Annotated in this window: 18 protein-coding genes and 1 pseudogene; 12 read left to right on the top strand and 7 right to left on the bottom strand. The window is 57.4% G+C overall.

The window, feature by feature from the left end:
- Positions 1-343: 343 nt before the first annotated feature.
- Positions 344-4,237 (top strand): YobI family P-loop NTPase, encoded by a 3,894-nt coding sequence (locus BLV67_RS04725; protein WP_069787510.1) that lies wholly within the window; start codon positions 344-346, stop codon positions 4,235-4,237.
- 273 nt (positions 4,238-4,510) lie between these two features.
- On the opposite strand, the pseudogene BLV67_RS04720 reads toward BLV67_RS04725, so the two are convergent.
- A pseudogene (locus BLV67_RS04720) lies at positions 4,511-5,140 on the bottom strand (IS3 family transposase); the annotation flags it as partial.
- A gap of 728 nt (positions 5,141-5,868) precedes the next feature.
- Between BLV67_RS04720 and BLV67_RS04715 the strand changes: the two are divergent.
- On the top strand, positions 5,869-6,357 hold the full coding sequence (locus tag BLV67_RS04715; RefSeq protein ID WP_069787509.1) for a DUF4019 domain-containing protein: 489 nt from the start codon (positions 5,869-5,871) through the stop codon (positions 6,355-6,357).
- A 121-nt stretch (positions 6,358-6,478) separates the two neighbouring features.
- On the opposite strand, the gene deoC is transcribed toward BLV67_RS04715, so the two are convergent.
- Positions 6,479-7,162: a deoxyribose-phosphate aldolase gene (deoC, locus tag BLV67_RS04710; protein WP_069787508.1), complete on the bottom strand. Its 684-nt coding sequence runs from the start codon at positions 7,160-7,162 to the stop codon at positions 6,479-6,481.
- Positions 7,163-7,289: 127 nt separating this feature from the next.
- On the opposite strand from deoC, the gene deoR reads away from it, so the two are divergent.
- A complete protein-coding gene (deoR, locus tag BLV67_RS04705) occupies positions 7,290-8,048 on the top strand; it encodes a DNA-binding transcriptional repressor DeoR (RefSeq protein ID WP_069787507.1) in 759 nt (252 codons plus the stop codon).
- On the opposite strand, the gene BLV67_RS04700 is transcribed toward deoR, so the two are convergent.
- Genes BLV67_RS04700 through rbsK form a run of 3 tightly spaced genes read right to left on the bottom strand, consistent with a single transcriptional unit; the run spans position 8,045 to position 11,365 of the window.
- On the bottom strand, positions 8,045-9,091 hold the full coding sequence (locus BLV67_RS04700; RefSeq protein WP_069787506.1) for an aldose 1-epimerase family protein: 1,047 nt from the start codon (positions 9,089-9,091) through the stop codon (positions 8,045-8,047). The genes deoR and BLV67_RS04700 overlap by 4 nt on opposite strands.
- On the bottom strand, positions 9,088-10,416 hold the full coding sequence (gene fucP / locus BLV67_RS04695; RefSeq protein WP_017135709.1) for an L-fucose:H+ symporter permease: 1,329 nt from the start codon (positions 10,414-10,416) through the stop codon (positions 9,088-9,090). Before fucP ends, BLV67_RS04700 begins: the two co-directional genes overlap by 4 nt.
- 28 nt (positions 10,417-10,444) lie before the next feature.
- Complete coding sequence (gene rbsK, locus BLV67_RS04690) at positions 10,445-11,365, bottom strand: ribokinase (protein WP_069787505.1); 921 nt, start codon at positions 11,363-11,365, stop codon at positions 10,445-10,447.
- Between the two features lie 207 nt (positions 11,366-11,572).
- Here rbsK and BLV67_RS04685 point away from each other — a divergent pair, with 207 nt between their 5' ends.
- Positions 11,573-12,769 carry a multidrug effflux MFS transporter gene (locus BLV67_RS04685; RefSeq protein WP_065930026.1) on the top strand — a complete coding sequence of 399 codons (1,197 nt, stop codon included), beginning with the start codon at positions 11,573-11,575 and terminating at the stop codon, positions 12,767-12,769.
- 104 nt (positions 12,770-12,873) lie between these two features.
- Positions 12,874-13,731: an SDR family oxidoreductase gene (locus BLV67_RS04680; protein ID WP_065930025.1), complete on the top strand. Its 858-nt coding sequence runs from the start codon at positions 12,874-12,876 to the stop codon at positions 13,729-13,731.
- 83 nt (positions 13,732-13,814) lie between these two features.
- Here the strand turns inward: BLV67_RS04680 and BLV67_RS04675 are convergent, their stop codons facing one another.
- Positions 13,815-14,729, bottom strand: a complete 915-nt coding sequence (locus BLV67_RS04675; RefSeq protein ID WP_065930024.1) for a site-specific integrase — start codon at positions 14,727-14,729, stop codon at positions 13,815-13,817.
- 120 nt (positions 14,730-14,849) lie between these two features.
- Positions 14,850-15,668: a M949_RS01915 family surface polysaccharide biosynthesis protein gene (locus BLV67_RS04670; RefSeq protein ID WP_065930023.1), complete on the bottom strand. Its 819-nt coding sequence runs from the start codon at positions 15,666-15,668 to the stop codon at positions 14,850-14,852.
- A 472-nt stretch (positions 15,669-16,140) separates the two neighbouring features.
- Between BLV67_RS04670 and arnC the strand changes: the two genes are divergently transcribed.
- Genes arnC through BLV67_RS04635 form a run of 7 tightly spaced genes read left to right on the top strand, consistent with a single transcriptional unit; the run spans position 16,141 to position 23,829 of the window.
- Positions 16,141-17,175 (top strand): undecaprenyl-phosphate 4-deoxy-4-formamido-L-arabinose transferase, encoded by a 1,035-nt coding sequence (gene arnC, locus BLV67_RS04665; RefSeq protein ID WP_056860018.1) that lies wholly within the window; start codon positions 16,141-16,143, stop codon positions 17,173-17,175.
- Positions 17,172-19,163 (top strand): bifunctional UDP-4-amino-4-deoxy-L-arabinose formyltransferase/UDP-glucuronic acid oxidase ArnA, encoded by a 1,992-nt coding sequence (gene arnA, locus BLV67_RS04660; RefSeq protein WP_069787504.1) that lies wholly within the window; start codon positions 17,172-17,174, stop codon positions 19,161-19,163. The genes arnC and arnA overlap by 4 nt, the downstream gene beginning before the upstream one ends.
- Positions 19,163-20,047: a 4-deoxy-4-formamido-L-arabinose-phosphoundecaprenol deformylase gene (arnD, locus tag BLV67_RS04655; protein ID WP_069787503.1), complete on the top strand. Its 885-nt coding sequence runs from the start codon at positions 19,163-19,165 to the stop codon at positions 20,045-20,047. The genes arnA and arnD overlap by 1 nt, the downstream gene beginning before the upstream one ends.
- Entirely contained in the window at positions 20,044-21,699 is a 1,656-nt protein-coding gene (gene arnT, locus BLV67_RS04650) for a lipid IV(A) 4-amino-4-deoxy-L-arabinosyltransferase (protein ID WP_069787502.1), read from the top strand. The genes arnD and arnT overlap by 4 nt, the downstream gene beginning before the upstream one ends.
- Entirely contained in the window at positions 21,696-22,043 is a 348-nt protein-coding gene (gene arnE, locus BLV67_RS04645; RefSeq protein WP_056860014.1) for a 4-amino-4-deoxy-L-arabinose-phosphoundecaprenol flippase subunit ArnE, read from the top strand. The genes arnT and arnE overlap by 4 nt, the downstream gene beginning before the upstream one ends.
- Positions 22,040-22,453: a 4-amino-4-deoxy-L-arabinose-phosphoundecaprenol flippase subunit ArnF gene (gene arnF, locus BLV67_RS04640; RefSeq protein ID WP_069787501.1), complete on the top strand. Its 414-nt coding sequence runs from the start codon at positions 22,040-22,042 to the stop codon at positions 22,451-22,453. The genes arnE and arnF overlap by 4 nt, the downstream gene beginning before the upstream one ends.
- A complete protein-coding gene (locus BLV67_RS04635) occupies positions 22,450-23,829 on the top strand; it encodes a UDP-glucose dehydrogenase family protein (RefSeq protein ID WP_065930018.1) in 1,380 nt (459 codons plus the stop codon). Before arnF ends, BLV67_RS04635 begins: the two co-directional genes overlap by 4 nt.
- The last annotated feature ends 2 nt before the right edge of the window (positions 23,830-23,831 follow it).

Here is a 23,831-nt window from a genome sequence, read left to right as displayed (position 1 = left end):
TCCTATTGGCTTAGATGGCGGCCACTATCGGCAGTACGCGATAGTGGCCTGAACAGAAAGGTCTGCGGGGCACCTCTCCACCATACTTTCTTTGCTTGTTCTACAAAATGCGAGAGCCAAACGGCATTACGATCGTGATGCTGCGTAAGCAGGGCGCGCTCTGAGCTCCGCCAATAAATCAGCAAAGAGCTTCAACTCACTCCTCCGTGTGGCTATACGATATCATCAGGCATTCTCAGTTTTGCTGTCGGAGAGGTCGAAGCACCTTCACATCAGGGGCTGCGCTGTGACTTATGATCCTGACCGCGAGTGGCCATCAAGATTCTTCAGTAAGGATGCAGGAATGGAAGTAGTTACTCAGTGGTTGGGTAGAATTGGCATCGCGGTGCGCTCAAAGATTCAGCAGATAGTGGGGCGCGCGTCCCTGCTCCAGTCCAGAGCGCTGCTGACACACAAGCTAGCAAGCGATGACGCGCAACCGAACGTTTTCGAGCCATTGACGCCGGTAGTCATGACCGACGAGCAGTCGGCTCGTTATCTGAGCGAGCTTCGCCATGCGTTGCTGAACGATCAGGTGCGAAACATTGCGATCACAGGTGATTACGGTGCTGGCAAAAGTAGCCTGATTCGAACGTTTGTAGAGAAGCATAGAGAGCTCAATTACGCATGGGTGTCTCTGGCCACCTTCGGAAAAGACGGTGTGGTTGATTCTCCATCACCTACAACTGCATCAGTATCAATACCGGCAGCAGTGCCCCCCCTCCAAAGCAATGAAAGTGCGAAGACGGACGTTTCCTCCGGCCAGCCAAAGACAACCAGCGATTTAAACTTGCTGGACCGGATCGAGGAAACGATCGTTCAGCAACTGCTTTATACGGTGAAGGCAAAGGACTTGCCCAAAACCCGTCTGAAGAGAATCGTCCAGGCGTCGAAATCATCGATCATTTGGTCAACGGTGTTTCTAAGCGCAGTTGTGCTTGGTGGCGCGCGTTTGTACGCAGAAAATCTAACGACCATTTGGTTATTCGAGCCAAGCTGGTTAGTAGATCTCCTGTTAAGGGTTCCAGACTGGGCGGCCGCTCTCGCAGTGACCGTTGGCATAGTTTCGTTGATTTATCGTGCTACGAGCCTGTTCTCAGCGTTCAATATAGATGGGCTCACCGTAAAGGGCGGAAAACTGGAGGCTACCAACCACGGATCAGTTCTTCACAAAAATATAGATGAAATTATCTACTGCTTTGAACGAAGCAACATTGATGTGGTTTTGATCGAAGACCTCGACCGCTTCGGTATTCAGGACGTTTTCTTCAGGCTCCGGGAAATCAATTTGATCATTAAGAACTCCCCGCAGATCAAAAGGCCCATATTTTTTGTGTACGCCCTGCGTGATGAGTTATTTGTTTCAAATGAAAAGACAAAGTTTTTTGATATCATCATTCCTGTCATTCCAGTTGTTAACTTTGAAAACTCTCAGCAAAAGTTGATTGAGCTACTTTCAGTTCGCAACATAAAAAATGAGACCCTTTACCATGGATTGAATCCTATTTTGGTGGAAACCGTTTCCTACTACATAGACGATATGAGGTTGTTGAAGAATATTGTCAATGAATTTGATATGTATGCCAGCTTGCTAACGTCTGAGATTAATCTGGATAAAAATAAGCTGTTGTCGATAATATTTATTAGGAATCTTTACCCTAAGGAGTATGCCGCGCTACTGCGGCGCGCCGGAACTATTTACGCATTATTTGAACTTTTCGAGTCATGGAAGGTTGGCCGGGTTGCTGAGATCGATGCCGAAATAGATACTGCAAGAGCAGAGGCAAAGCTCCGCAAGGAACTGGTGGCCAAGAATATAAAGGAGTTGCGGCAAAATCTTTGGTTTGACTTACTAAGTTTGACAGGCGCTGATTATGCACCTAATTTTGACGTGGAAGACGGTGGCTCCTACACCATGCTGCAGTTCCTTGACGACACAGTCTTTGAGAAAATTTCGAAAGGTAATGCTGACATTGCAGTAGGTAGATACGATTATCGTTTCTATAAAACCGGCAAGCGAATAAAGCTTTCGGAGCTCTTAAACTACGGATCTCCCTCTTATCTGAAAAAAGTTAGTTTGCTGTCCAGCAGTTCGGGGTCGCTGGCCGCCGCTATTAGCAAGTTGAGTCAAGAGAAAGAGCAAATTCAGAGAATGCCATTAAAAGGCGCTCTGGCTCACACCAGCTTCAATGAGAGGGTAGTCACACACTTCGCCTCCATGAAAGCAATGAGCTACTTGGTCAGAGCTGGCTTTTTTGGCACCGATTACACCGCGTACATCGGTTATTTTTATGCGGGCGCGTTGGGTATGGAGGACATGAACCTCATCCTGGATTTGCGTGCGGGCAAGTCACCTACTGTTGATAGCCCACTGGTAAACGCTGAGCTAGTACTTTCAAAGCTATCACACTCCGATTTGGCAGCAGGGAGAGGCTTACTGGTTGCACTCGTCGGATACCTTTGCTGCCCTGATAAACTGAAGGGTATTGGCAAAAAACATTCAGAGCTGGAGTCGATACTTGGGGGCAGCATCGATCATCTTGACCGTGTCGCACAGGTTGTCAATGGGCTTTTGGATAGCGAATCCCTTCCAGGGCTGGTGCGTGCTATCTATCATCACCAAGGGATTCTCTACCAAGCCTTGTTGACCAAGAGTGAGCAGCTCTCTGGCCCGCAAAATCGTCAAAAGCTTCTACGCGGTATTCTGTCTTCACTCAATGCAGATGAAATTGAGGATATCGAAGGCGATCCTGACGCGAGCTTTGTGCCTTTGCTTGAATCGCTTGAAGATGTCACATTGCTCATTCCTGGGCTTCGCAGCGAAACAGAAGGGTGGCAGTATTTTTCACAACATCCTGTGGAGTTTCATAGCTTGGGTGCAGATCACTCCCCTGACTCCCTTCAAGCCTTGATAGACCTAGGATATATCAAGCTCAATATTCAGATGCTGAGCCTGATCCAGATGACTCTCAATCCGGAGCGTAAGCCCGACTTACCCATCACTTATCAGTCCCTGAACGAACTGTCCATCACAGGCCTGGATCGACTGATTTTACGCGATCCTTCATCTTTCATTAGGGAGCTCCTTACCCAGCAAGGGATGCTGCCAGAGACATCGTCATCCCTGACCTGGCTTCTTCAGAGTATCTCTAAGAATGAAGGCCTGATGTTCTCATTGCTGGAGAGAACAGAAACAATCTTTGAATCCCTACAGGCGGTGCCTGAGATTTTATGGGCAAAAATTTTGGGGGGTGACTCCGTTTTGGCGTCCAAGAAATCGGTATTTACGTTTTTCGATTGGGCCTGGTACACCGAAGCTGGTGAGTATCTCGCCGTTGATCCTGTTCACGATGAACCAACGCACGCTGAAGCTACTTTGGCGTTTCTAGACTTCTTGGCAAGGCATCGAGATGAGTTGAAGAGTGTCCTGTGGGACGAAACCTCGGATCATGCTAACGACCTCCAAAAAACGTTGCTGTCGGACATTCGTTTCGATGATGCATCTCTGCGCGTTATTCTTTCAGAAACAGTCCTTAAACACACGTCAGTGTTGTCGGTGCCCATGACGACGACCCGTTGGCAGACGCTCGTTACGCTGGACTATCTCCCCTATGATCAAAAGGTGCTGGCTTGCGTCACAGATAATGCCCCGTCGTCTGTCGCGGCCTATCTGACAAGACGATGGGATAAGGCAGCGAAAGATTTTGATCCCGTTGCTGCTGATTTGGACGTTCTGATCGGAGTCACCAAGAGCGATAGGGTTTCGATCAGGGAGAAGGTTGATCTCTGGAGCGCGGTCAGCGCCGATTCGGTGAAGGAGCACGCTGGGGCGCGCGCCGAGATTGCTAGAACCTGTGAGATTGGAAATCAACACCAGGTCACCTATCCGGCTACGTGCACCACAATGCTCTGGTACGTTTCAAGCGACAACACGACACCTTCGAAACGTCGTATTGAAGCGTTCTTACAGATCGTGGCAACAAAGGGAGTGGAGTGGTCTCACACGGCCGGCATCCTCAAAAATCTCGACGAGGACGGGTTCAACAGGTTTGCTGAGAAGGATCGTAAATTCACAGTACTGAACTCTGACGTAAATCGGCGTTTCATCAAGGCTCTCGGAGCCAAAGGTTTTATAGGCAAGGTAACCGAGAAGAAGGACAGGATAGTCGTCAATGTGTTGACCAGCGCGCTGAAGTGAGGCTGAGCTCATTCTCTCGACAGCCCGTCTGAACTTGTCATTGAGCTTGTGAGGAGGGCCTCATGGCTATTAAGGGGCACTGGAAGCCTAATGCCCGTGTCATGCCGATCTTATCCTCACCTGATTTTTGCATGGATCAGTATCAACGGCCAAAATGGAAAAATCAGCACCCCGTACACCGCTTCCTTACAGACACATCAGGGGTCGAGTGACAGGTTTCCTTCACAATATCTGGTTTAACAAGTGGGCGATGTCTGAATCGCCCCGGATTCTCTAGACACCTTGCAAACTCATTGCGTAACGCTTTTCAAACTCTACCGGTGACAACTGATTGTTGAAACTATGGCGGCGTTTTGCGTTGTAGAACATCTCGATGTAATCAAACACATCACTACGAGCATCTTGCCGCGAGGTGTAGATTTTCCGCTTGATCCGTTCCCGTTTCAGAAGCTGGAAAAAGCTCTCGGTCACGGCGTTGTCATGACAGTTGCCTCGGCGACTCATACTGGCAACCAAATTGTTCGCTTTCAAAAAACTGCGCCAATCGGAGCTGCTGTACTGGCTGCCTTGGTCGGAGTGAACCATCACCTCCTGTTTCGGTTTTCGCCTCCAAACCGCCATCAATAACGCATCAATGGCCAAATCACTGGTCATCTGCGACTTCATTGAACAGCCAACGACCTGACGAGAAAACAGATCCAGGACCACTGCCAAATACAGCCAGCCTTCATCCGTACGAATGTAGGTGATGTCAGTGACCCAAACCTTATTGGACTCCAAGACATCGAACTGGCGTTTCAGCAAGCTGGGTGAGGCGACCGCTGGCTTACCGCCGTACCTGCAAGGGCGCCGTCGATACCCTGACTGAGAGCAAAGTCCTTCATCACTATTGAGATTTCGTACGGTCTATGGAGTCTAATGTTCACAGATTTATGTTCATAAGGGGCCTCTGACTTGTCTGCTGAAGACTCCCAGGATTGATTTTCCGATTAGAATTTTTTCCCACCAGACGAGTATGCTCGTGCAACAGGAATGTGATGAAGCTTCGTGACAGGTCGCAGAACAGACGAGCCTCACCCATGGTTAGCTCCTCATGCTCGCTAAGTGAGGCCCCATGGCGGATCCCTCCACCATCTGGGGCAGACAAGTAACCATAGGTGCCTGAGTTTGAGTTGGACGTAGATGAACGGAATGAGTATGGGCAACGGCGCCGCATCACCAGCTTGTACAAGCAGCGGTAGTCGTTGACCTGAAGAGAACCTGCACTGAATCAGTTTCATCGACAGCCACCTCATTCAAGGAATCGTCATGAACACTATGGACATGGCCCGTTGAGAGAGTAGACGTCAAATACGAATTGGTCGAATCAGTGACTTACGTAGCTTATGAACATATCTGACATAGCATCTCGTTTAACATAATATACATTATGCGTAACACGATGTTGCGTAATCAGGAGCAGTACGCGTCAGATTTGGAATCAGCTACTCCAGGTTTTTCACCTTCTCACTCATCGCTGCCACTCGACTGCTTAAGCGCCTCAACCTCATCTTTTTAAAGCACCACATGGCAACGCCTTTACGCATGATCTTTACTCGTCCCAACGCCACCTGTGCTCAAGGAAGATCTGCATGAAGCTCTATGCCGCCGTATTGCTCGCCGCTGCGTTGCTTGGCGGTTGCGATGTGAGCCTCAACAAACCATCGCCCAAGGTCGTGGCCTCCGATCCCGGAACCCTGCAGCAGCAACACCAGGTATTCGACAGCGCCTCTGCGTTTCTCATGCTGCTTGATGCCGGCGAACCTGCTAAGACCTGGGCAGCCGCGAGCCCGGTTATGCAAGCGAAAACCTCTGAGCTTGCGTGGGTGGCCGGGCTCAAAACGTTGCGTCTCGGACTGGGTTCGTTACAGGCGCGAAAACCCGAGAGCATTGGCTTTATTGTTGATCTGCCCGATGCGCCTGCAGGACGCTACGCAGTGATCGAGTTTGCCTCGACATTTGCCACCACCAACGTCAAAGAGAAAGTCATTTTTCGAGACGACGACACGCGCTGGGGGGTCGTGGGCTACTTTGTGCATAAGAACGTCACCTTTGGCGATGATGACAAGAACGCGCCCTAGCCTTATAGCTGAGGTTTTTTAGGAGGTTGTTCCTACACGGGTGAACTAGCCTCCTCCTTTTTTATATCCGTTAGATATAACTCAACTAAATGTATATTTAGTTGAGTTATATAAACAGTCTTCAGTAACTACCCACCGCCGCCATATCCACACCCACAATCGCAACCCCCGAGCTGCTGCCCAAGCGCGTAGCCCCGGCCTGAATCATCTTCACCGCCGTCGCATAATCACGTACGCCGCCGGACGCCTTGACCCCAACGCCAGTGCCTACTGTCTTGCGCATCAAGGCCACGTCTTCAAGCGTGGCACCACTGCGGCTGAACCCCGTGGACGTCTTGACGAAGGCCACCCCCAAATCCCGGCAGATTTCGCAGGCCTGGACCTTCTGTTCGTCGCTGAGCAGGCAGGTTTCCAGGATCACCTTCAACGGCACGGCGCCGCAGGCTTTGTGCACCAAGGCAATATCTTCACGCACGGCCTCAAGCAGGCCGTCCTTCAGCCAGCCGATATTGAGCACCATGTCGATCTCCCCTGCCCCGGCGGCTATCGCCCGTTCGGCTTCGAAGGCCTTGGTGTCGCTCAGGCCGGCGCCCAGCGGGAAGCCCACCACCGCACAGATCACCACGCGATTGTCGCTCAGGCAGGACGCCGCGTAAGGCACCTGCCCCGAGTTCAGGCATACGGAATAAAAGCCGTGCGCCTGCGCTTCCTCGCACAGGGTGCGAATCTGTTCACGGGTCGCATCGGGGGCCAGCAAGGTGTGATCGATGTACTTGGCCAATGCTGCGGGTTGAAGCGTATTCATATAACGTGCCCTTGCCTGTATGTTGCCAATGGTGGTGTGCCGCGTGTTGTGGCGCTCACATTAAGCGTTACAATATTAACAATTAATGTTACTTAATTAACACAAACAATCAAGCCCTGGAATGCCCGTGGACAGTAAAAAAGCCGAGCGACTCAAGCTTATCCAGCAAGCCCTGCAGGACCAAAGCGCCATTCACCTGCGGGAAATGGCGGCGCTGCTGGATGTTTCCGAGATGACCCTGCGTCGCGACCTCAGCCACTTCAGCGAGCATTTGCGCCTGCTCGGTGGCTACATCACACGGGTCGGCAGTGAGGCCGGTGATTACCGGGTCGCCGACCAAGGCACGCGTCACGTCGAAGAAAAACGCCGCATCGGCAAACTCGCTGCGCGATTGATACAGCCCGGTGACACGGTATTTTTCGACTGCGGCACCACCTCGCCGTTTGTGATTGATTTCATTCCCGACGAGCTGGAATTCACGGCGGTGTGCAGCTCGTTGAACGTGCTGCTCAAGCTGCAGAACAAGCCCAACTGCCATATCGTGTTGTGCGGTGGCACCTTTCACCGCAAGAACCAGGTGTTTGAAAGCAGCGCCGAAAGCAGCATTCTCGACAGCGTGCGTCTCACGTGGGCCTTTGTGACGGCGGCGGGCGTCAGCCAGGAATTTGGCGTGACCTGCTTCAATTTCAATGAAGTCGAGGTCAAGCAAAAAGTCCTGCGCCAAGCCCAACAGCGTGTATTGCTGGCGGACTTCAGCAAGTTCGACACGGTGCGCACGGCGCACTTTGCCAGCCTTGCAGACTTCCACTACGTGGTCAGTGACAAGAAAATCCCCCCAGCCTACAAAGACGCCCTCCAGGCCAGCGGCGCGCAATTGCTGGTTTAACCCAACAACATCTGGCGCTCCCGCGCATTCAAATAGCCGGTGGTCACGCTGAACGAAGCGCTGGCCCCGGGCGCCAGTACCCGCACGTGGCCTTTGGCTTTTTCGGCGGCATAACCTTCGGGTTCACAGGTTGACGGCAGTACGAACGCCGCCACTTGCTGGTCCGGCGAGTGCAGGATCCAGCGTGCGGCGTGCTCGAACTCCTTGGGTCGATAACGGGTGTAAAACGCCGCACCATTGGGGTGGTCCAGCAGAAAATGCGCATGGCCAGTGGCATCTGCGCCCACATCGTCGAAGAAAAACACGATTTCAGGGTCGTATAACGCCGGTGTATCGAGACACGCCAACTGCGCCGGATGCTCGGCCAGTTGCGCCATATACGCGCTCCAGTCCGGCGTTGGTTTAACGTGGTCCGGCACGCTGGTGCGCAGGCGCAAGCGCTGCATCCCCAGTGGCTCGACAAACTGCGCGCCGGCCACATAGGCGTAATTCATGTGGGCCATATACATCAGTTCCATGGGCTTGCCGGCCAGATTGGTGACGTCCAGGTCGATATCGAACAGGGCCGAATCGGCGCGTAGTGTCACGCTTGGGGTTGCCCTGTAGCGATCGCCAAAGCCCTTGGCATATTGGTAGGTGCCACCCAGGCGCACGACGCCCTCGCCCGTTTCCAGCCAGGCCGTGTCCATGGGCGCGCAGGGCATTTCGCCGTGCAAGGCATGGGTGTCATCCGGCGCCGGGCAGCCGTTGCGCAGCAAGCCACTGTGAAACATGAAGCAGCCGTAAGTGTCGATTATCGTCGGGCTGGGCCTTGGCTGCTCGAAGAGGTTAGTCATGGTCAGGTCGCAACCGTCGAACACCGCTGACCAGATCATCTGTCCCTGATAAGGCAACACCACCAGGCGTCCACGGCTGTTCTCCAGGCTCACGGCCAACACGCCGGACGGGTAAACCCAGGCACTGACCTTGAAGTCGTCGGATTGCAGCAGGACCTTTTCCTGCTCGCTGAACAGCACCGGATACAGCGGGATACGCGCGTTCATGAGGCCACCGCCGCGGCACCCGACGGCACGCTGTCCGACTGGCGCATACACTTGAGCGCATACATCACGATCACGATAAAGCACAGCAACGGCACGCTGTAGGCCAACTGCATGTTGCCACCGCTGGCGTCAGACAACAGGCCCTGGAAGATCGGAATCACCCCGCCGCCGACAATGCTCATCACCAGCAGTGAACCGCCGACACCGGTGTCTTCACCCAGGCCATCGATGGTCAGGCCGTAGATGGTCGGCCAGCACGGGCCGAGAAAAATGCTCACGCCAACCGCCGCATACACCGCGGAAATGTTCGGCACCAGGATGGTGTAGGCCAGCAGCACAATGCACAGCACGCCATATATCGCCAATACCCGGGCCGGGTGCAGGCGGCGCATCAGCAGGTTGGCGATCATCTTGCCGACAAAGTAGGCGGCAAACGTGGTCAGCAAAAACCACGACGCGCTGCGCTCATTCATGCCGCCCATTTGCATGGCCAGGCGAATGGTGAAACTCCACACACCAACCTGCGCGCCCACGTATAGAAACTGCGCGAGTACACCAAAGGTAAAGCGCGGGTTGCGCCACAGTCGGCCCAGGCTTTGGCGCAGGCTGCCGGATTTATTGTCGACGGGCTTATTGCCCTTGCAGGCCGGGAACCGGGTGATGGCGATCAGGATAAACATCAGCACCAGTACGGCGATCATCCACTTGTAGGGCAACAGCGTGGACTGGATCATCTGCAACTGCTGCACCGCCGCCTCGGAGGCGCTCATTTGCGTCAGTTGCTCGGTGGTGGCATCGGTGTCCTTGAACATCACAAAGCTGCCCACGTACACCCCGGCCATGGCGCCGAACGGGTGAAAAGTTTGCGAGATGTTCAAGCGCCGCGTCCCGGTTTCCCGTGGGCCCATCAGGGTTGAATAGGTGTTGCACGCGGTTTCCAGGAACGACAGGCCCGCCGCGATCACAAACAGGGCCAGCAGGAACATGCCGTATTTGGCGGTGGACGCGGCTGGGAAGAACAGCAGGCAGCCCAGCATGTACAGCAACAGGCCGATCAGAATCGTACTTTTGTAGCTCAAGCGGCGCACCACCATCGCGGCCGGAATCGCCACGAAAAAGTACCCCAGGTAAAACGCCGACTGCACAAAGGCGGTCTGGAAATCGCTGAGCAGAAAGGCTTTCTTGAAGTGCGCGATCAACACGTCGTTCATGCTCGCCGCTGCGGCCCACAGCGCAAAGATGCTGCACAGCAGGATAAAGGCGAACCAGGGCGTGCGGTTCAGATAGAAGCCATCGGGTGTCTGTTGCAGCGCAGGTTTGTTCATTATTGTTCTCCGGGCTGGGTTGAATGTATTACCGCTGTTGCTGGAAACGGGCGAACGCTTCGGCGTCGGGATAGGAGGTCTGCGTACCCAGCGCTGTGACCGAACAGGCCGAATATGCCACTGCCTGCTCCATGGCTTGGCGAATAGCGCCGTCGCGGCTCCAGTGCTGGATGAAACAACCGATAAAGGCGTCACCGGCGCCGGTGGTGTCACGGGCAACTACCCGCTGGCCAGGCACCTGGAACTCGCCCTCCGCGCCCACGTAAAGCGCGCCGTGCTCGCCGAGGGTGACGATCACGTGGCGAATACCGCGGGCGACCAGTGACTGTGCGGCGCTGCGGGCCGAGTCCGGCGAGTCCACGACTTTGCCTGCGATCAACGCCAGCTCCGATTCGTTGGGAATCAGGAAATCCAACTGCGCCAGGTGCTCGGCGCTCAAGTCGGCCAGGGCCGGTGCCGGATTAAGCAGCACTGCAATGCCATGGCGGCGGGCGAATTCGATGGCGTAGTAGACCGTGTCCAGGTTGATCTCCAGTTGCAGCACGATCAGCGTGCATTCACGCAGGTCGGCAGCCGCTGCCTCGATATCCGCCGGCAACAAATGCGCGTTCGCGCCTTTGACGATCAAAATGCTGTTATGGGAATCGGCCCGCACGAAAATCGGCGCCACGCCGCTGGAGACGCCCGGCACCCGCTGCACATAACGGGTGTCGATGCCAAAACGCTGGAAGTTGGCCAGGGTGTTGTCGGCGAACATGTCGTCACCGACCTTACTCAGCATCAGCACATCCGCGCCAAGCTTGGCCGCCGCCACCGCCTGGTTGGCGCCTTTGCCGCCGCACCCCAAGGCAAAGCCCGGCGCTTCCAGGGTTTCGCCCTGATCCGGCATGCGGTCGATGTAAGTAATCAAATCCACCATGTTGCTGCCGATGACTGCGATCTTGCCCATTGCTATCTCACCTTGTTGCGGCACGACCAGGCAGGTCGTAGCGCTCTTGTTTTGTTATTTAAATAACATTAAGTGTGATTATTCAATCTTTATTTTATGAAGATCCGTCAAGCCGCAGGAAAATGTAGCGTCTGTGTAAGCATCACCTTGTGTGCCCAGGTACAGCTCACTAAGCTGGCCGATCTTTTGCTTTGACCCGGAATCCCCATGTCTCGAAGTATTGCCCACCTGGCCTTGTTGCTCGGGTTGATCACCGCCATTGGCCCTTTCGCCATCGACAGCTATCTGCCTGCGCTGCCCACCCTGGGTGCCAGCCTGCAGGCGTCGCCGGCGGCCGTGCAGATGAGCCTCACGGTGTTCTTCATGATCATTGGCGTGTGCCAGTTGTTCTACGGGCCTATCAGTGATGTGTACGGGCGCAAGCCGCCGATTTACGCGGGCCTGGCGATTTTCGCGGTGGCCAGCGTCGGCTGTGCGCTGGCGCCGACGATTGAAGTGCTGATTGGCTTTCGTGCCTTGCAAGCCTTTGGCGCATGTGCGGGCATGGTCATTCCGCGCGCAGTCGTTCGCGACCTGTACACCGGCCACGAAGCGGCGCGCCTGATGGCCCTGCTGATGCTGGTGATGAGTGTTTCGCCGATCCTCGCGCCCCTGGCCGGCAGCGTGGTGATTTCACTCTGGAGCTGGCGTGAAGTGTTTGCGGTGCTCGCGGTGGTTTCGCTGTTGTGCCTGGTGATGACCTTTGTGCAACTGCCCGAAACCCATCCTGCCGAACGCCGCCTGGGCAAGACCCTGGGCAGTGCGATCGGCAGCTACGGCGCCTTGCTGCGCGACCCGGTATTTACCGGCCTGTCGGTGGTGTGCGGGTTTGGCCTGGCGACGTTCTTTGTGTTTATCGGCAGCGCGCCATTCGTGTACATCGAGTATTTCGGCCTCACGCCCACGCAATTCAGCCTGTGTTTTGCAGTCAATGCCGCGTCGTTCTTCGCCATGAGCCAGCTGACCGCACGCCTGAGTGCGCGTTTTGGCCTGGCACCGCTGATTCGCGGGTCGGTGATCGGCGTGGCGGTGGTCATGAGTGCGCTGGCCGTCACCACCTTGTGGAGCGACAACCTCGCCTTGATGATGGTGCTGCTGTTTATCGGTTTCGGTTTCCTCGGCCTGCTGCTGCCGGCCGCCGGGGTGTTGTCCATGGAGGATCACGGCGCAGTCGCAGGTTCTGCGTCGGCGCTGCTCGGTGCTATCCAGATGATCACGGCGGCCGTGTCGATGACGCTGGTTGGCGTGTTTGCCGACCATACGCCTGCGCCCATGCTGGTCGGCATTGCGCTGTGCGCGGTGGCGGCGATGCTGGTGACCTTGTGGACCCTGCGTCGTTTGCCGGCTGATCTGGCGCGTGCTTGACGCGTGGCTGACGCCATTCGTCGGGGCCGTCGCCGATCCGTTACAACTATCCCGGGCGGCAAAACAACTAACTCCATAGGCCCTCAAGACCTATGGAGACTGAAATGACCGACTACCCTCGCCCACCCTTCGCGCCTCAAGCCCAGTCCGTGCCAGGCACCCAGAAGAAAATGGACCCGTACCCCGACTGCGGCGAGAAGAGCTACAAAGGCTCCGGCCGGTTGGCCAACAAGATCGCGCTGATCACCGGCGCCGACAGCGGCATTGGCCGCGCGGTGGCCATCGCCTTTGCCCGTGAAGGCGCCGACGTGGCCATCGCGTATCTGGATGAGCATGAAGACGCCCGGGAAACCGCGCGCTGGGTCGAAGAGGCCGGCCGCCAATGCCTGTTGTTGCCGGGCGATATCGCGCAAAAAGCCACCTGCCAGGCGCTGGTGGACAAGACCGTCGAGCAGTTTGGCCGCATTGACGTGCTGGTCAACAACGCCGCGTTCCAGATGACCCACGAAACCTTCGAAGAAATCGAGGATGAAGAATGGGTCAAGACCTTCGATATCAACATCACTGCGATGTTTCGAATCTGCAAGGCGGCCCTGCCGCATATGAAGGCCGGCAGTTCGATCATCAACACCAGTTCGGTCAATTCCGATATGCCCAAGCCAACCCTGCTGGCCTACGCCGCCACCAAAGGCGCGATCGCCAACTTCACCGGTGGCCTGGCGCAGTTGCTGGGTGACAAGGGTATTCGCGTCAACAGCGTGGCACCCGGGCCGATCTGGACGCCGCTGATTGTAGCGACCATGCCCGACAAGGATGTGCAGAGCTTTGGCAGCGAAACACCGCTCGGCCGGCCAGGCCAGCCTGTGGAGGTGGCACCGATCTATGTGCTGCTGGCCTCGGACGAAGCCAGCTATATCTCCGGTTCACGCTACGCAGTCACCGGCGGCAAACCGATTCTCTAACTCGTTGCGACTATGTGGCAACGGCGCTCTTGTGGCGAGCAGGCTCGCCACAGGGGGGCCAAAATCTTTGCTATGTTTCAGAACTACAAATCAAACCGGTCCACCGCCCGACGCCGCTCGTTGTCATCGCGCACGTCATAACTGGCGGTGGTCTGGATATTGGTGTGATGCGCCAGTTTCTGCGCAATCGATAGATCGTGTTCTTCAATCACCCGCGTGATAAACGAGCGCCGAAAGTCATGGGGCATGATCTTCACGCCCACCTGCTCACCGCGTTGACGGGCGATGTAGTAAATCGCGTGCTTGGTGATGCGTTCACGGGTGATATGGCTGCCACGGCGGATACGGTTGAACAGGAAGCTATCGTCCTGCTCGCCTTCCTTGAGTTGCTCGCGACGAAACGCCAGCCAGGCCTGCAGCTTGTCAAACGCCCAGGCCGGGGCGTACTTGATCAGTTCTTTGTTGCCTTTACCAATCACCCGCAGGCTGCGTTCATCGAAGTTGATCTGCGCCAGGTCCAGGTTCACCGACTCGGACTTGCGCATGCCTGAACCATACAAAATGCCGATCACGGCGGCATCCCGCAGGCCTTGTGGGCGTGGGTCGGCGGCACAGACTTCCATCATTTCGCGAATCAGGCTGCGGCGCAGGTTACGCCCCTGGCTGAGGCGCGTGCCCGGAGTGGCCTTGACCGAGCGCATTTTCAACAGATGATCCTGGCTGATCAGGCTCATCCGCCAGGCCTCGTTCATCACCCCGCGTACCGCATTCACATACAGCGACGACGTGTTCGGCGCACAACCGTCCTCGCGCAAGGCGCCGACCAGGGCAATCACCTGTTCGGGTTGCAGCAGGTGCCAGTCGATCTCTTCCAGGTTGATGTCTTCATAGCCCAGGCGGTCGGCGGCATCTTGCAGCACGTAGCGCATGGTCAGTTGGCTGGAGGGCGCCAAGCGGGTGAGGTAAAGGGTCAGTGGGTTGCGGATAGACTCAGTCAAGGTAGATCAGCCTTTGGATTAAATACCTCGCTCAAGCCTTTGTTTAATCGAGGTATTTAGTGAATTGGCGAAGGCCGAGTCTAACCCGGGACCGGGCCTGGCACCAAATCGCGACACACATCACGGGGCCGATTCGTCGTCCTCGGTCGGGGGTTCACCCTGAGGCTGCGCCTGGGATTGGCTCCAGTCGGCGTCCTGTTTCTGCATCAGTGCAAACCAATGCTGACGCATGAACGCCAGGTAGCTGTCCGGCGCCTTGGCAAAGTCACTTTCATCGCCGTAACAGCCCGGCAGCGGCAACTCGGTGCCCTGCTCCTTGTACTGGCTGACCAGTGCCTGCTGCGCGGCAACGCTGCAGTCGGTAGGCAGCGGCATACCCCGCAGGGCACCGGCATCCTCGTCCCACCAGCTTGCGCCGACGCGATCGACACCGCGCAGGCGGTACTTCTGCGACTTGCCCACATGCATGATCAGCTTGAACTCGCGCGGGCTGACATCACTGGTGCAGGTGCGCGAATAGCCCACCGTGGCCTGGGTAATGCCATCGCCGGCAAGGTCAGTGACCTTGGTTGCCGTCATATCAAAACGCAGCCCTGCGTCGAATTCGCAATGCTGCACATCGTCATAAAGCATCCAGACCCGCTTGGGGCGGTCGCCGCCGAGCAAATACTGGGCCGCGTAGACAAACGCCGATTGGGTGCCGTCATCATCGCGTTCGCTGACCTGCTCGGCGAGTACCAGCAAGTTCTTGCCCTGGTGGTCATCCCAGGTATAGGCCGCGACCTGTTTGCCACGCACTTCCACGCCGTCCGGCACCTGCTCGACGCTGGTCAGCGCCACGCCATCGTCGGCTCGAACGGTGGTGACACAGGCCACCGCCATCAACACGCCCATCAATGCAGGCCGCAACTGGCCGCGCAAAATCCGCACACTATTCATCCGACTACCCTGGCAAGAGATGGCTTACTTTACCGGCACTTGAGGGCCAATGCAGAGAAGTTTGTTGAATTACCCTGCGCGTGAGCGCAACGGTGCAGAATCCGTTGCGGTTTTGCCCGCAGAACCAATCCCCAGGCGCCTCAGCGGTTTAGCTGAACCCTACCTGTCTACCTGTCAAATAAACGAGTTTTTCATCCGCCTTTCATATTCGTTCAACAATTTTCCGCTTAATCTTGGCCCCAGGACTTGAGAACGAACCGCGTCTTCCCCGACTAACCTGTTGATTACGCTTTACCTTTAGTAGTTTTCGTCTTTAATCTGCTAGCCCATGGAAGAAACCGTTGCCCGTCCTCAGGAAAGTCGAATGAATGCCGCATACGCACGCTACGTTGTTTAATCTTTCGGCGTTGTTTAACGATGGATTACTGCTGTTTTCACGCTCCAATTGTTCTAGCCCCGAGGTCATGAATCTTTGAAACCCTACCCTATTCATTGCGTGTCGATCGTTATCCCGGTCTACAACGAACAAGAGAGCCTGCCTGAATTGCTGCGTCGCACCACCGCAGCTTGCAAGCAACTGGCTTACGAATACGAAATCATCCTGGTGGATGACGGTAGTCGCGACAATTCCGCCCAATTGCTGGAAGACGCTGCCGCAGAAGACGGCAGCAACGTAGTGGCGGTGATCCTCAACCGCAACTATGGCCAGCACGCGGCGATCATGGCCGGCTTCGAGCAGTGCCGTGGCGAGGTGATCATCACCCTCGACGCCGACCTGCAGAACCCACCCGAAGAAATCCCGCGCCTGGTCGAGCAAGCCGCCCTGGGCTACGACGTCGTCGCCACCGTGCGTAACAACCGCCAGGATTCGGCCTTCCGCCGCTGGCCTTCGCGCCTGATCAACCTGGCGGTGCAACGCTCCACCGGCGTGGCCATGACCGACTACGGCTGCATGCTGCGCGCTTACCGTCGCACCATCGTCGACGCGATGCTGGCCTGCCGCGAGCGCAGCACCTTCATCCCGATCCTGGCCAACGGCTTTGCGCGCCACACCACCGAGATCCTGGTGCACCACGCCGAGCGTGAGCATGGCGAGTCCAAGTACAGCGCCATGCGCCTGATCAGCCTGATGTTCGACCTGCTCACCTGCATGACCACCACCCCGCTGCGCCTGCTGAGCATCGTTGGCTTCAGCCTCGCGGCACTCGGCATGCTGTTTGCCTTTGCGCTGGTGTTCCTGCGTTTGGTGTTCGGCGCCGAATGGGCCGGTTCAGGCATGTTCGTGCTGTTCGCGGTGCTGTTTGTGTTCACCGGCGGCCAATTCATCGGCATGGGCCTCTTGGGCGAATACCTGGGGCGCATGTACAGTGACGTGCGTGCCCGTCCACGGTTCTTTATTGAAAAGGTGCTGCGTAACCAACCCGCAGAACCGGCTCCGGTCGTCGTCGTCGACGGCCTGGCAACTTCCCACTCTCCTACTTCTCCTTCCGATCAGGTTTCGTCATGAATTCAAAAGCTGTTGTCTTCGCTTATCACGATATTGGCTGTGCAGGTATTGAAGCCCTGCTGACCGCCGGCTACGACATTGCTGCCGTGTTCACCCATGCCGACGACCCCAAGGAAAACAACTTCTACGGCTCCGTCGCCCAACTCTGCGCCCGTAACGGCATCCCGGTGCACGCACCGGAAGACGCCAACCACCCGCTGTGGATCGAGCGTATTGCCAAGCTGAACCCGGATTTCATCTTCTCGTTCTACTACCGCAACCTGCTGAGCGAAGCCCTGCTGGCCACCGCCAAAAAAGGCGCGTTCAACCTGCACGGTTCCTTGCTGCCTAAGTACCGTGGCCGCGCTCCGGCCAACTGGGTGCTGGTCAACGGTGAAACCGAAACCGGCGTGACCCTGCACCGCATGGTCAAGCGTGCCGACGCCGGCGCGATCCTGGCCCAGCAAAAAGTCATCATCGACCGCACCGACACCGGCCTGACCCTGCACGCCAAGCTGCGTGACGCGGCCACCAACCTGCTGCGCGATGCACTGCCACAGCTGGCCCAAGGCAAATTGGCCGAAACCGCCCAAAACGAAAGCCAGGCCACCTACTTCGGCCGCCGCACCGCGGCTCATGGCAAGCTGGACTGGAAAAAGCCGGCTGAAGAACTGTTCAACCTGGTTCGCGCGGTGACCCAACCGTACCCAGGCGCATTCTGCGCTGTCGGCGAGCACAAACTCATCGTTTGGCAGGCTGAAGTAGTCAAGGGCAACGAAGGCCTGGCCCCAGGCCGTGTGATCAGCGTCAACCCGCTGCGCATCGCCTGCGGTGAAGATTCCCTGGTGGTCAAGTTCGGCCAGCGCAACGAAAACGGCCTGTACCTGGCCGGTCCTTCCCTGGCTGACGAACTGGGCCTGGTCGACGGTTCCGTACTGCGCGGCGCCGAGTCCGGCCGCAAGCCACGTCGCACCCGTGTACTGATCCTGGGTGTTAACGGCTTTATCGGTAACCACCTGTCCGAGCGCCTGCTGCGTGACGACCGTTACGAAATCTACGGCCTGGACATCGGCTCCGACGCCATCGAGCGCCTGCGCAGCCACCCGAACTTCCACTACGTGGAAGGCGACATCAGCATCCACTCCGAGTGGATCGAGTACCACATCAAGAAATGCGACGTGGTCCTGCCGTTGGTGGCCATCGCCACGCCGATCGAATACACCCGTAACCCGCTGCGCGTGTTCGAACTCGACTTCGAAGAAAACCTGAAACTGGTTCGCTACTGCGTCAAGTACAACAAGCGCGTGATTTTCCCGTCGACCTCCGAAGTCTATGGCATGTGCCAGGACCAGTACTTCGACGAAGACACCTCCAACCTGGTGGTCGGCCCGGTCAACAAGCAGCGCTGGATCTACTCGGTCTCCAAGCAACTGCTGGACCGCGTGATCTGGGCTTACGGCGACAAGGGCCTGAACTTCACCCTGTTCCGTCCGTTCAACTGGATGGGCCCACGCCTCGACCGTCTGGACTCGGCACGTATCGGCAGCTCCCGTGCCATCACCCAGTTGATCCTCAACCTGGTGGAAGGTACGCCAATCCGCCTGTTCGACGGTGGTGAGCAGAAGCGTTGCTTCACCGACATCGCCGACGGCATCGAAGCTCTGGCCCGCATCATTGATAACGACAACGATGTCTGCAACGGCCAGATCATCAACATCGGCAACCCGGAAAACGAAGCCAGCATCCGTCAGTTGGGCGAAGAACTGCTGCGTCAGTTCGAAGCTCACCCGCTGCGCAGCAACTTCCCTCCGTTCGCCGGTTTCCGCGACGTAGAGAGCAAGGCGTTCTACGGCACCGGTTACCAGGACGTGGCACACCGCAAGCCAAGCATCGAAAACGCCAAGCGCCTGCTGAACTGGGAGCCGACCGTTGAGATGAGCGAAACCATCGGCAACACGTTGGACTTCTTCTTGAAAGAAGCCATGCTCGAAATCGCGGACAAGAAGTAATGCAGGCAGGCTTGCGAATCGACGTCGACACCTACCGTGGCACCCGTGAAGGTGTGCCGCGGTTGCTTGAATCCCTGGATGAAGCCGGGGTTAAAGCGACGTTCTTCTTCAGTGTCGGGCCGGACAATATGGGGCGCCACTTGTGGCGCCTGATCCGCCCGCAGTTTCTGTGGAAGATGCTGCGTTCCAATGCCGTCGGTTTGTATGGCCTGGATATTCTCCTGGCCGGCACCGCCTGGCCAGGCAAGCCGATCGGCCGTGACCTGGGGCACTTGATGCGCCAGGCCAAGGCTGCCGGCCATGAAGTCGGCCTGCACGCATGGGACCATCACGGTTGGCAAGCCAACACCGGACGCTGGAGCGACGCACAGCTGGTCGAGCAGATCCGTCGAGGCGTGGACACCCTGAGCGACATCCTGGGTGAGCGCATCGACTGTTCAGCCGCCGCCGGCTGGCGTGCCGATGAGCGCGTGGTGCAAGCCAAACAAGCTTTCAACTTTCGCTATAACAGCGATTGCCGGGGCACCAGCCTGTTTCGTCCGACCCTGGCCGATGGCAGCGCGGGCACCCCACAAATTCCGGTAGACCTGCCGACCTTCGACGAAGTCGTCGGGCCGGTAGTGGCTGCCAAAGATTTCAACGGCTTCATTCTTGACCGGTTCGCCGAGTCGAAGCTCAACGTTTATACGATCCACGCAGAAGTAGAAGGGATTCTGATGGCTGAAGATTTTCGCCAACTGCTCGCCCAGGCCGGGCAGCGCGGCATCGACTTCAAACCCTTGGGCGACTTGTTGCCCGCGGATGTCTCCACCCTGCCCCAGCAACAGCTGGTGCGCGGCGCGCTCAGCGGCCGTGAGGGTTGGCTCGGAGTGCAAAAGGCATGATCCGGCGCTGGGCATTGCCCCTGCTCCTGTTGGCGTTTGGCGTGTTTTACCTGTTGCCCCTGGCCAGCCATGGCCTGTGGATCCCGGATGAAACCCGCTATGCGCAGATCAGCCAGGAAATGCTGCTGACCGGCAAGTGGGCCTCGCCACACTTCATGGGCATCCGCTACTTCGAGAAACCCGCTGCGGGCTACTGGATGATCGCGCTGGGCCAGGCGATTTTCGGGCAGAACCTGTTCGGCGTGCGCTTTGCGTCCGCCTTGAGCACCGGGCTGAGCATCCTGCTGGTCTATCTGGTCTCGCGCCGGTTGTGGAGCGACCCGCAAAAAAGCCTGGTCAGCAGCGTGCTGTACATGAGCTTTGTCAGCGTGGCCTTGTTCGGCGGTTACGCCAACCTGGACCCGCAATTCACTTTCTGGGTCAACCTGACGGGCGTGGCCCTGTGGTTTTGTTTCGACAGCACCACACGCAACGGCCGCTTGGGGGCCTGGGCCTTGCTCGGTTTTGCCTGCGGCATGGGCTTTATGACCAAAGGTTTCCTGGCCTGGCTGCTGCCGGTGCTGATCGCCCTGCCCTACGCGATCTGGCAGAAACGCTTTCGTGAGTTGCTGGGCTATGGCGTGGTGGCCGTGGTCGTCGCCATTGTCGTCAGTCTGCCCTGGGCACTCGCCGTGCACCTGCAAGAGCCGGACTACTGGAACTTCTTCTTCTGGCACGAGCATATCCAGCGCTTTGCCGGCGATGACGCCCAGCATGCCGAGCCGTTCTGGTTCTACCTGCCGCTGATGGTCGCGTTCTCGTTGCCATGGATCGCCCTGCTGCCGTCCACGGTCAAACAGGCCTGGCTGGAAAAGCGCCTGCCCAAGACTGCGTTCCTGCTGCTGTGGCTGTTGATGCCCCTGGCGTTCTTCAGCCTGGCCAAAGGCAAGCTGCCGTCCTACATCATGCCGTGCCTGCTGCCATTGGCCTTGCTGATGGGCTCCACTCTCAGCGACAAGCTGACCAAGGGCCATGGCCGCGCTTTGCGTATCAACGGCTGGTTGAACCTGGTGATCGGCATCGTGGCCTTGCTGGCGATCAGTTGGTTCCAATTGAAGAAGCCGGTCTACGAGCCGGGCCAGGAAACTTTCAGCCTGGTGCTCGTGTTCACCTTCCTGTTCGGCTGGATCCTGTTCAACCTGCTGCAAGCGGCGCGCCCATTGAAACTGTGGGCTGCGCCGGTCATCGGCAGCTGGTTGCTGGTGGCCCTGGTGCCGGCCGCCCTGCCCCATTCGGTGGTTTATAACAAAACCCCGGACCAATTCATCATCGACCACTTGCCCGAACTGCAACCGACCACCGCCCTGCTCAGCAATGACCTTGGCGCTGCCTCGGCGCTGTCATGGCGCCTGGGTCGCCCGGACGTTGCGCTGTACAACACGGTCGGTGAAGTGAAGTACGGCATTGCCTACCCGGACACCGCTTATCGCAAGGTCGGTACCGCTGACGTCCAGCAGTGGATGAGCGAGGCGCGTAAAAAAGGCTCGGTTGGCGTGGTCATGCGGGTCAAGGGCGACGATGAAGTAGCCGAAGTGAACCTGCTGCCCCAAGACGGCAAGCGCTACGAGCAAGGCAATATCGTCATCCTGATTTTCCCACAGGCTGCGCAATGATCACTTTGCTTCTCCTGTTGGGCGCCTGTCTGCTCACCTGCATGGGCCAGGTTTCGCAAAAGTTTGCGGTGGAAAGCTGGCGTGACCAGCCCGACGGTTGGGCACCCAAATTGCGCTCGCCGTGGCTGTGGTCGGCGCTGGTGTGCCTGGGCCTTGGCCTGCTGGTATGGCTGCTGGTGTTGCAGCGCCTGGAAGTGGGCATCGCCTACCCCATGCTCAGCCTCAATTTTGTGCTGGTCACGCTGATGGCGCGGTTTGTCTTCCATGAACACATCGATGGCCGTCACTGGCTGGGTGTCGCCCTGGTGATCGGTGGCGTAGTGCTGCTGGGGCGTCACGTATGAGCCGCGCGCAAGGGTTTGCCCTGGCCTTGGGCAGTGTCGGCCTGGTCAGCGCGGCCCAGTTGGGCATGCGCTGGAGCATGACGCGCCTGCCATTGCCGACCGAATGGTTGAATGCGTTCAACAGCAACGCCATTGATCTGGGCGCCCTGGGCGTGGTGATCCTGGCGATTATCGCCTATGCGCTGTCGATGCTGTGCTGGCTTGGCGCGCTCAAGCACTTGCCCCTGGGGCGTGCCTATTCATTGCTGAGCATCAGCTACGCGCTGGTGTACCTGCTGGCGGCCAGCCTGCCGGTGTTCAACGAACATTTTTCGCTTTCAAAAACCCTGGGAGTGGCCTTGGTCATTCTCGGTGTTCTGGTTATTAACTCTCGTCGTGCTAGCGTTGCAAGCCCCAGGAATGCCCCATGAAAATCAGTGTATTTGGTAGCGGTTACGTCGGTCTGGTACAGGCCACCGTATTGGCCGAAGTCGGTCACGATGTGATCTGCATGGACGTGGACAAAAGCAAAGTCGAGTCGCTGCAAAAAGGCCACGTGACCATCTTCGAGCCGGGCCTGGCGGCCATGGTCAAGGAAAATCTGGAAAGCGGGCGCCTGCACTTTACCTTTGACGAAAAACTCGCTGTAGAACACGGTGAAGTCCTGTTTATTGCCGTGGGCACACCATCGGACGAAGACGGTTCGGCCGACCTCAAATACGTGCTGTCGGTGGGCGATGCCGTGTCCCGCCATCGCGTGGAGCCGGTGATCCTGGTGGAAAAATCCACCGTGCCGGTCGGCACTGGCGACACCCTGCGCGCCCATATCGAAAAAAACCTGCACATTGCCGGTCGCCACCTGGCGTTCGATATCGTCTCCAACCCGGAATTTCTCAAGGAAGGTTCGGCCGTTGCCGACTGCCGTCGCCCGGACCGCATCATCATCGGCTGCGAGCGCGAAGAGGTGCGTGAAGTCATGCGCGACCTCTACGCGCCGTTCAACCGTAACCATGACCGCATCATCTTCATGGACCTGCGCAGCGCCGAACTGACCAAGTACGCCGCCAACTGCATGCTGGCCACCAAGATCAGCTTCATCAACCAGATCGCCGAGCTGGCCGAACACCTGGGCGCCGACATCGAAGCCGTGCGTTTGGGCATCGGCGCCGATTCACGCATCGGCTACCACTTCATCTACCCAGGCTGCGGCTACGGCGGTTCGTGTTTCCCTAAAGACATGCGCGCCCTGATCCACAGCGCCAGGGAAGCCAACTGCTCCAGCGACCTGCTCGAAGCCGTTGAAGCGATCAACCAGCGCCAGAAGAGCAAGCTGTTCGAACGCATCAACGCTTACTTCAAGGGCGAGCTGCAAGGCAAAACCTTCGCCTTGTGGGGCCTGGCTTTCAAGCCCAACACCGATGACATGCGCGATGCCCCAAGCCGCGTGCTGATGGAAGCCCTCTGGGCGGCCGGCGCCAATGTCCGTGCGTTCGACCCCGAAGCCATGCAGGAAACCCAGCGCATCTACGGTGACGAGTCGCGCCTGACCCTGCTGGGCACGCCGGAGTCGGCCTTGAGCGGCGCCGATGCGTTGATCGTCTGCACCGAATGGCAGCAATTCAAGGCGCCGGACTTCGAACTGATCCACGCTCGCCTGAAAAACCCGGTGATCTTCGACGGTCGCAACCTGTACGACGGCGAGCGCCTGGCGCGCAAAGGCTTCAAGTATTTCCCGATGGGCCGTGGCGACTCCTGCGAGCTGCCGATTCCCCAGCAAAACTGGGTCGCGCCAGCCAAGGAAGCCTGAAG

It is taken from the genome of Pseudomonas salomonii (assembly GCF_900107155.1).
In the GTDB taxonomy this organism is placed as follows: Bacteria; Pseudomonadota; Gammaproteobacteria; order Pseudomonadales; family Pseudomonadaceae; genus Aquipseudomonas; species Aquipseudomonas salomonii.
This window is presented reverse-complemented; position numbering and strand designations above follow the sequence as displayed.

Coding starts and splice junctions, on each gene's coding strand:
- BLV67_RS04725 (WP_069787510.1), top strand. CDS start 344: ATGGAAGTAGTTACTCAGTGGTTGGGTAGAATTGGCATCGCGGTGCGC.
- BLV67_RS04715 (WP_069787509.1), top strand. CDS start 5,869: ATGAAGCTCTATGCCGCCGTATTGCTCGCCGCTGCGTTGCTTGGCGGT.
- deoC (WP_069787508.1), bottom strand. CDS start 7,162: ATGAATACGCTTCAACCCGCAGCATTGGCCAAGTACATCGATCACACC.
- BLV67_RS04700 (WP_069787506.1), bottom strand. CDS start 9,091: ATGAACGCGCGTATCCCGCTGTATCCGGTGCTGTTCAGCGAGCAGGAA.
- fucP (WP_017135709.1), bottom strand. CDS start 10,416: ATGAACAAACCTGCGCTGCAACAGACACCCGATGGCTTCTATCTGAAC.
- rbsK (WP_069787505.1), bottom strand. CDS start 11,365: ATGGGCAAGATCGCAGTCATCGGCAGCAACATGGTGGATTTGATTACT.
- BLV67_RS04685 (WP_065930026.1), top strand. CDS start 11,573: ATGTCTCGAAGTATTGCCCACCTGGCCTTGTTGCTCGGGTTGATCACC.
- BLV67_RS04680 (WP_065930025.1), top strand. CDS start 12,874: ATGACCGACTACCCTCGCCCACCCTTCGCGCCTCAAGCCCAGTCCGTG.
- BLV67_RS04670 (WP_065930023.1), bottom strand. CDS start 15,668: ATGAATAGTGTGCGGATTTTGCGCGGCCAGTTGCGGCCTGCATTGATG.
- arnA (WP_069787504.1), top strand. CDS start 17,172: ATGAATTCAAAAGCTGTTGTCTTCGCTTATCACGATATTGGCTGTGCA.
- arnD (WP_069787503.1), top strand. CDS start 19,163: ATGCAGGCAGGCTTGCGAATCGACGTCGACACCTACCGTGGCACCCGT.
- arnT (WP_069787502.1), top strand. CDS start 20,044: ATGATCCGGCGCTGGGCATTGCCCCTGCTCCTGTTGGCGTTTGGCGTG.
- arnE (WP_056860014.1), top strand. CDS start 21,696: ATGATCACTTTGCTTCTCCTGTTGGGCGCCTGTCTGCTCACCTGCATG.
- arnF (WP_069787501.1), top strand. CDS start 22,040: ATGAGCCGCGCGCAAGGGTTTGCCCTGGCCTTGGGCAGTGTCGGCCTG.
- BLV67_RS04635 (WP_065930018.1), top strand. CDS start 22,450: ATGAAAATCAGTGTATTTGGTAGCGGTTACGTCGGTCTGGTACAGGCC.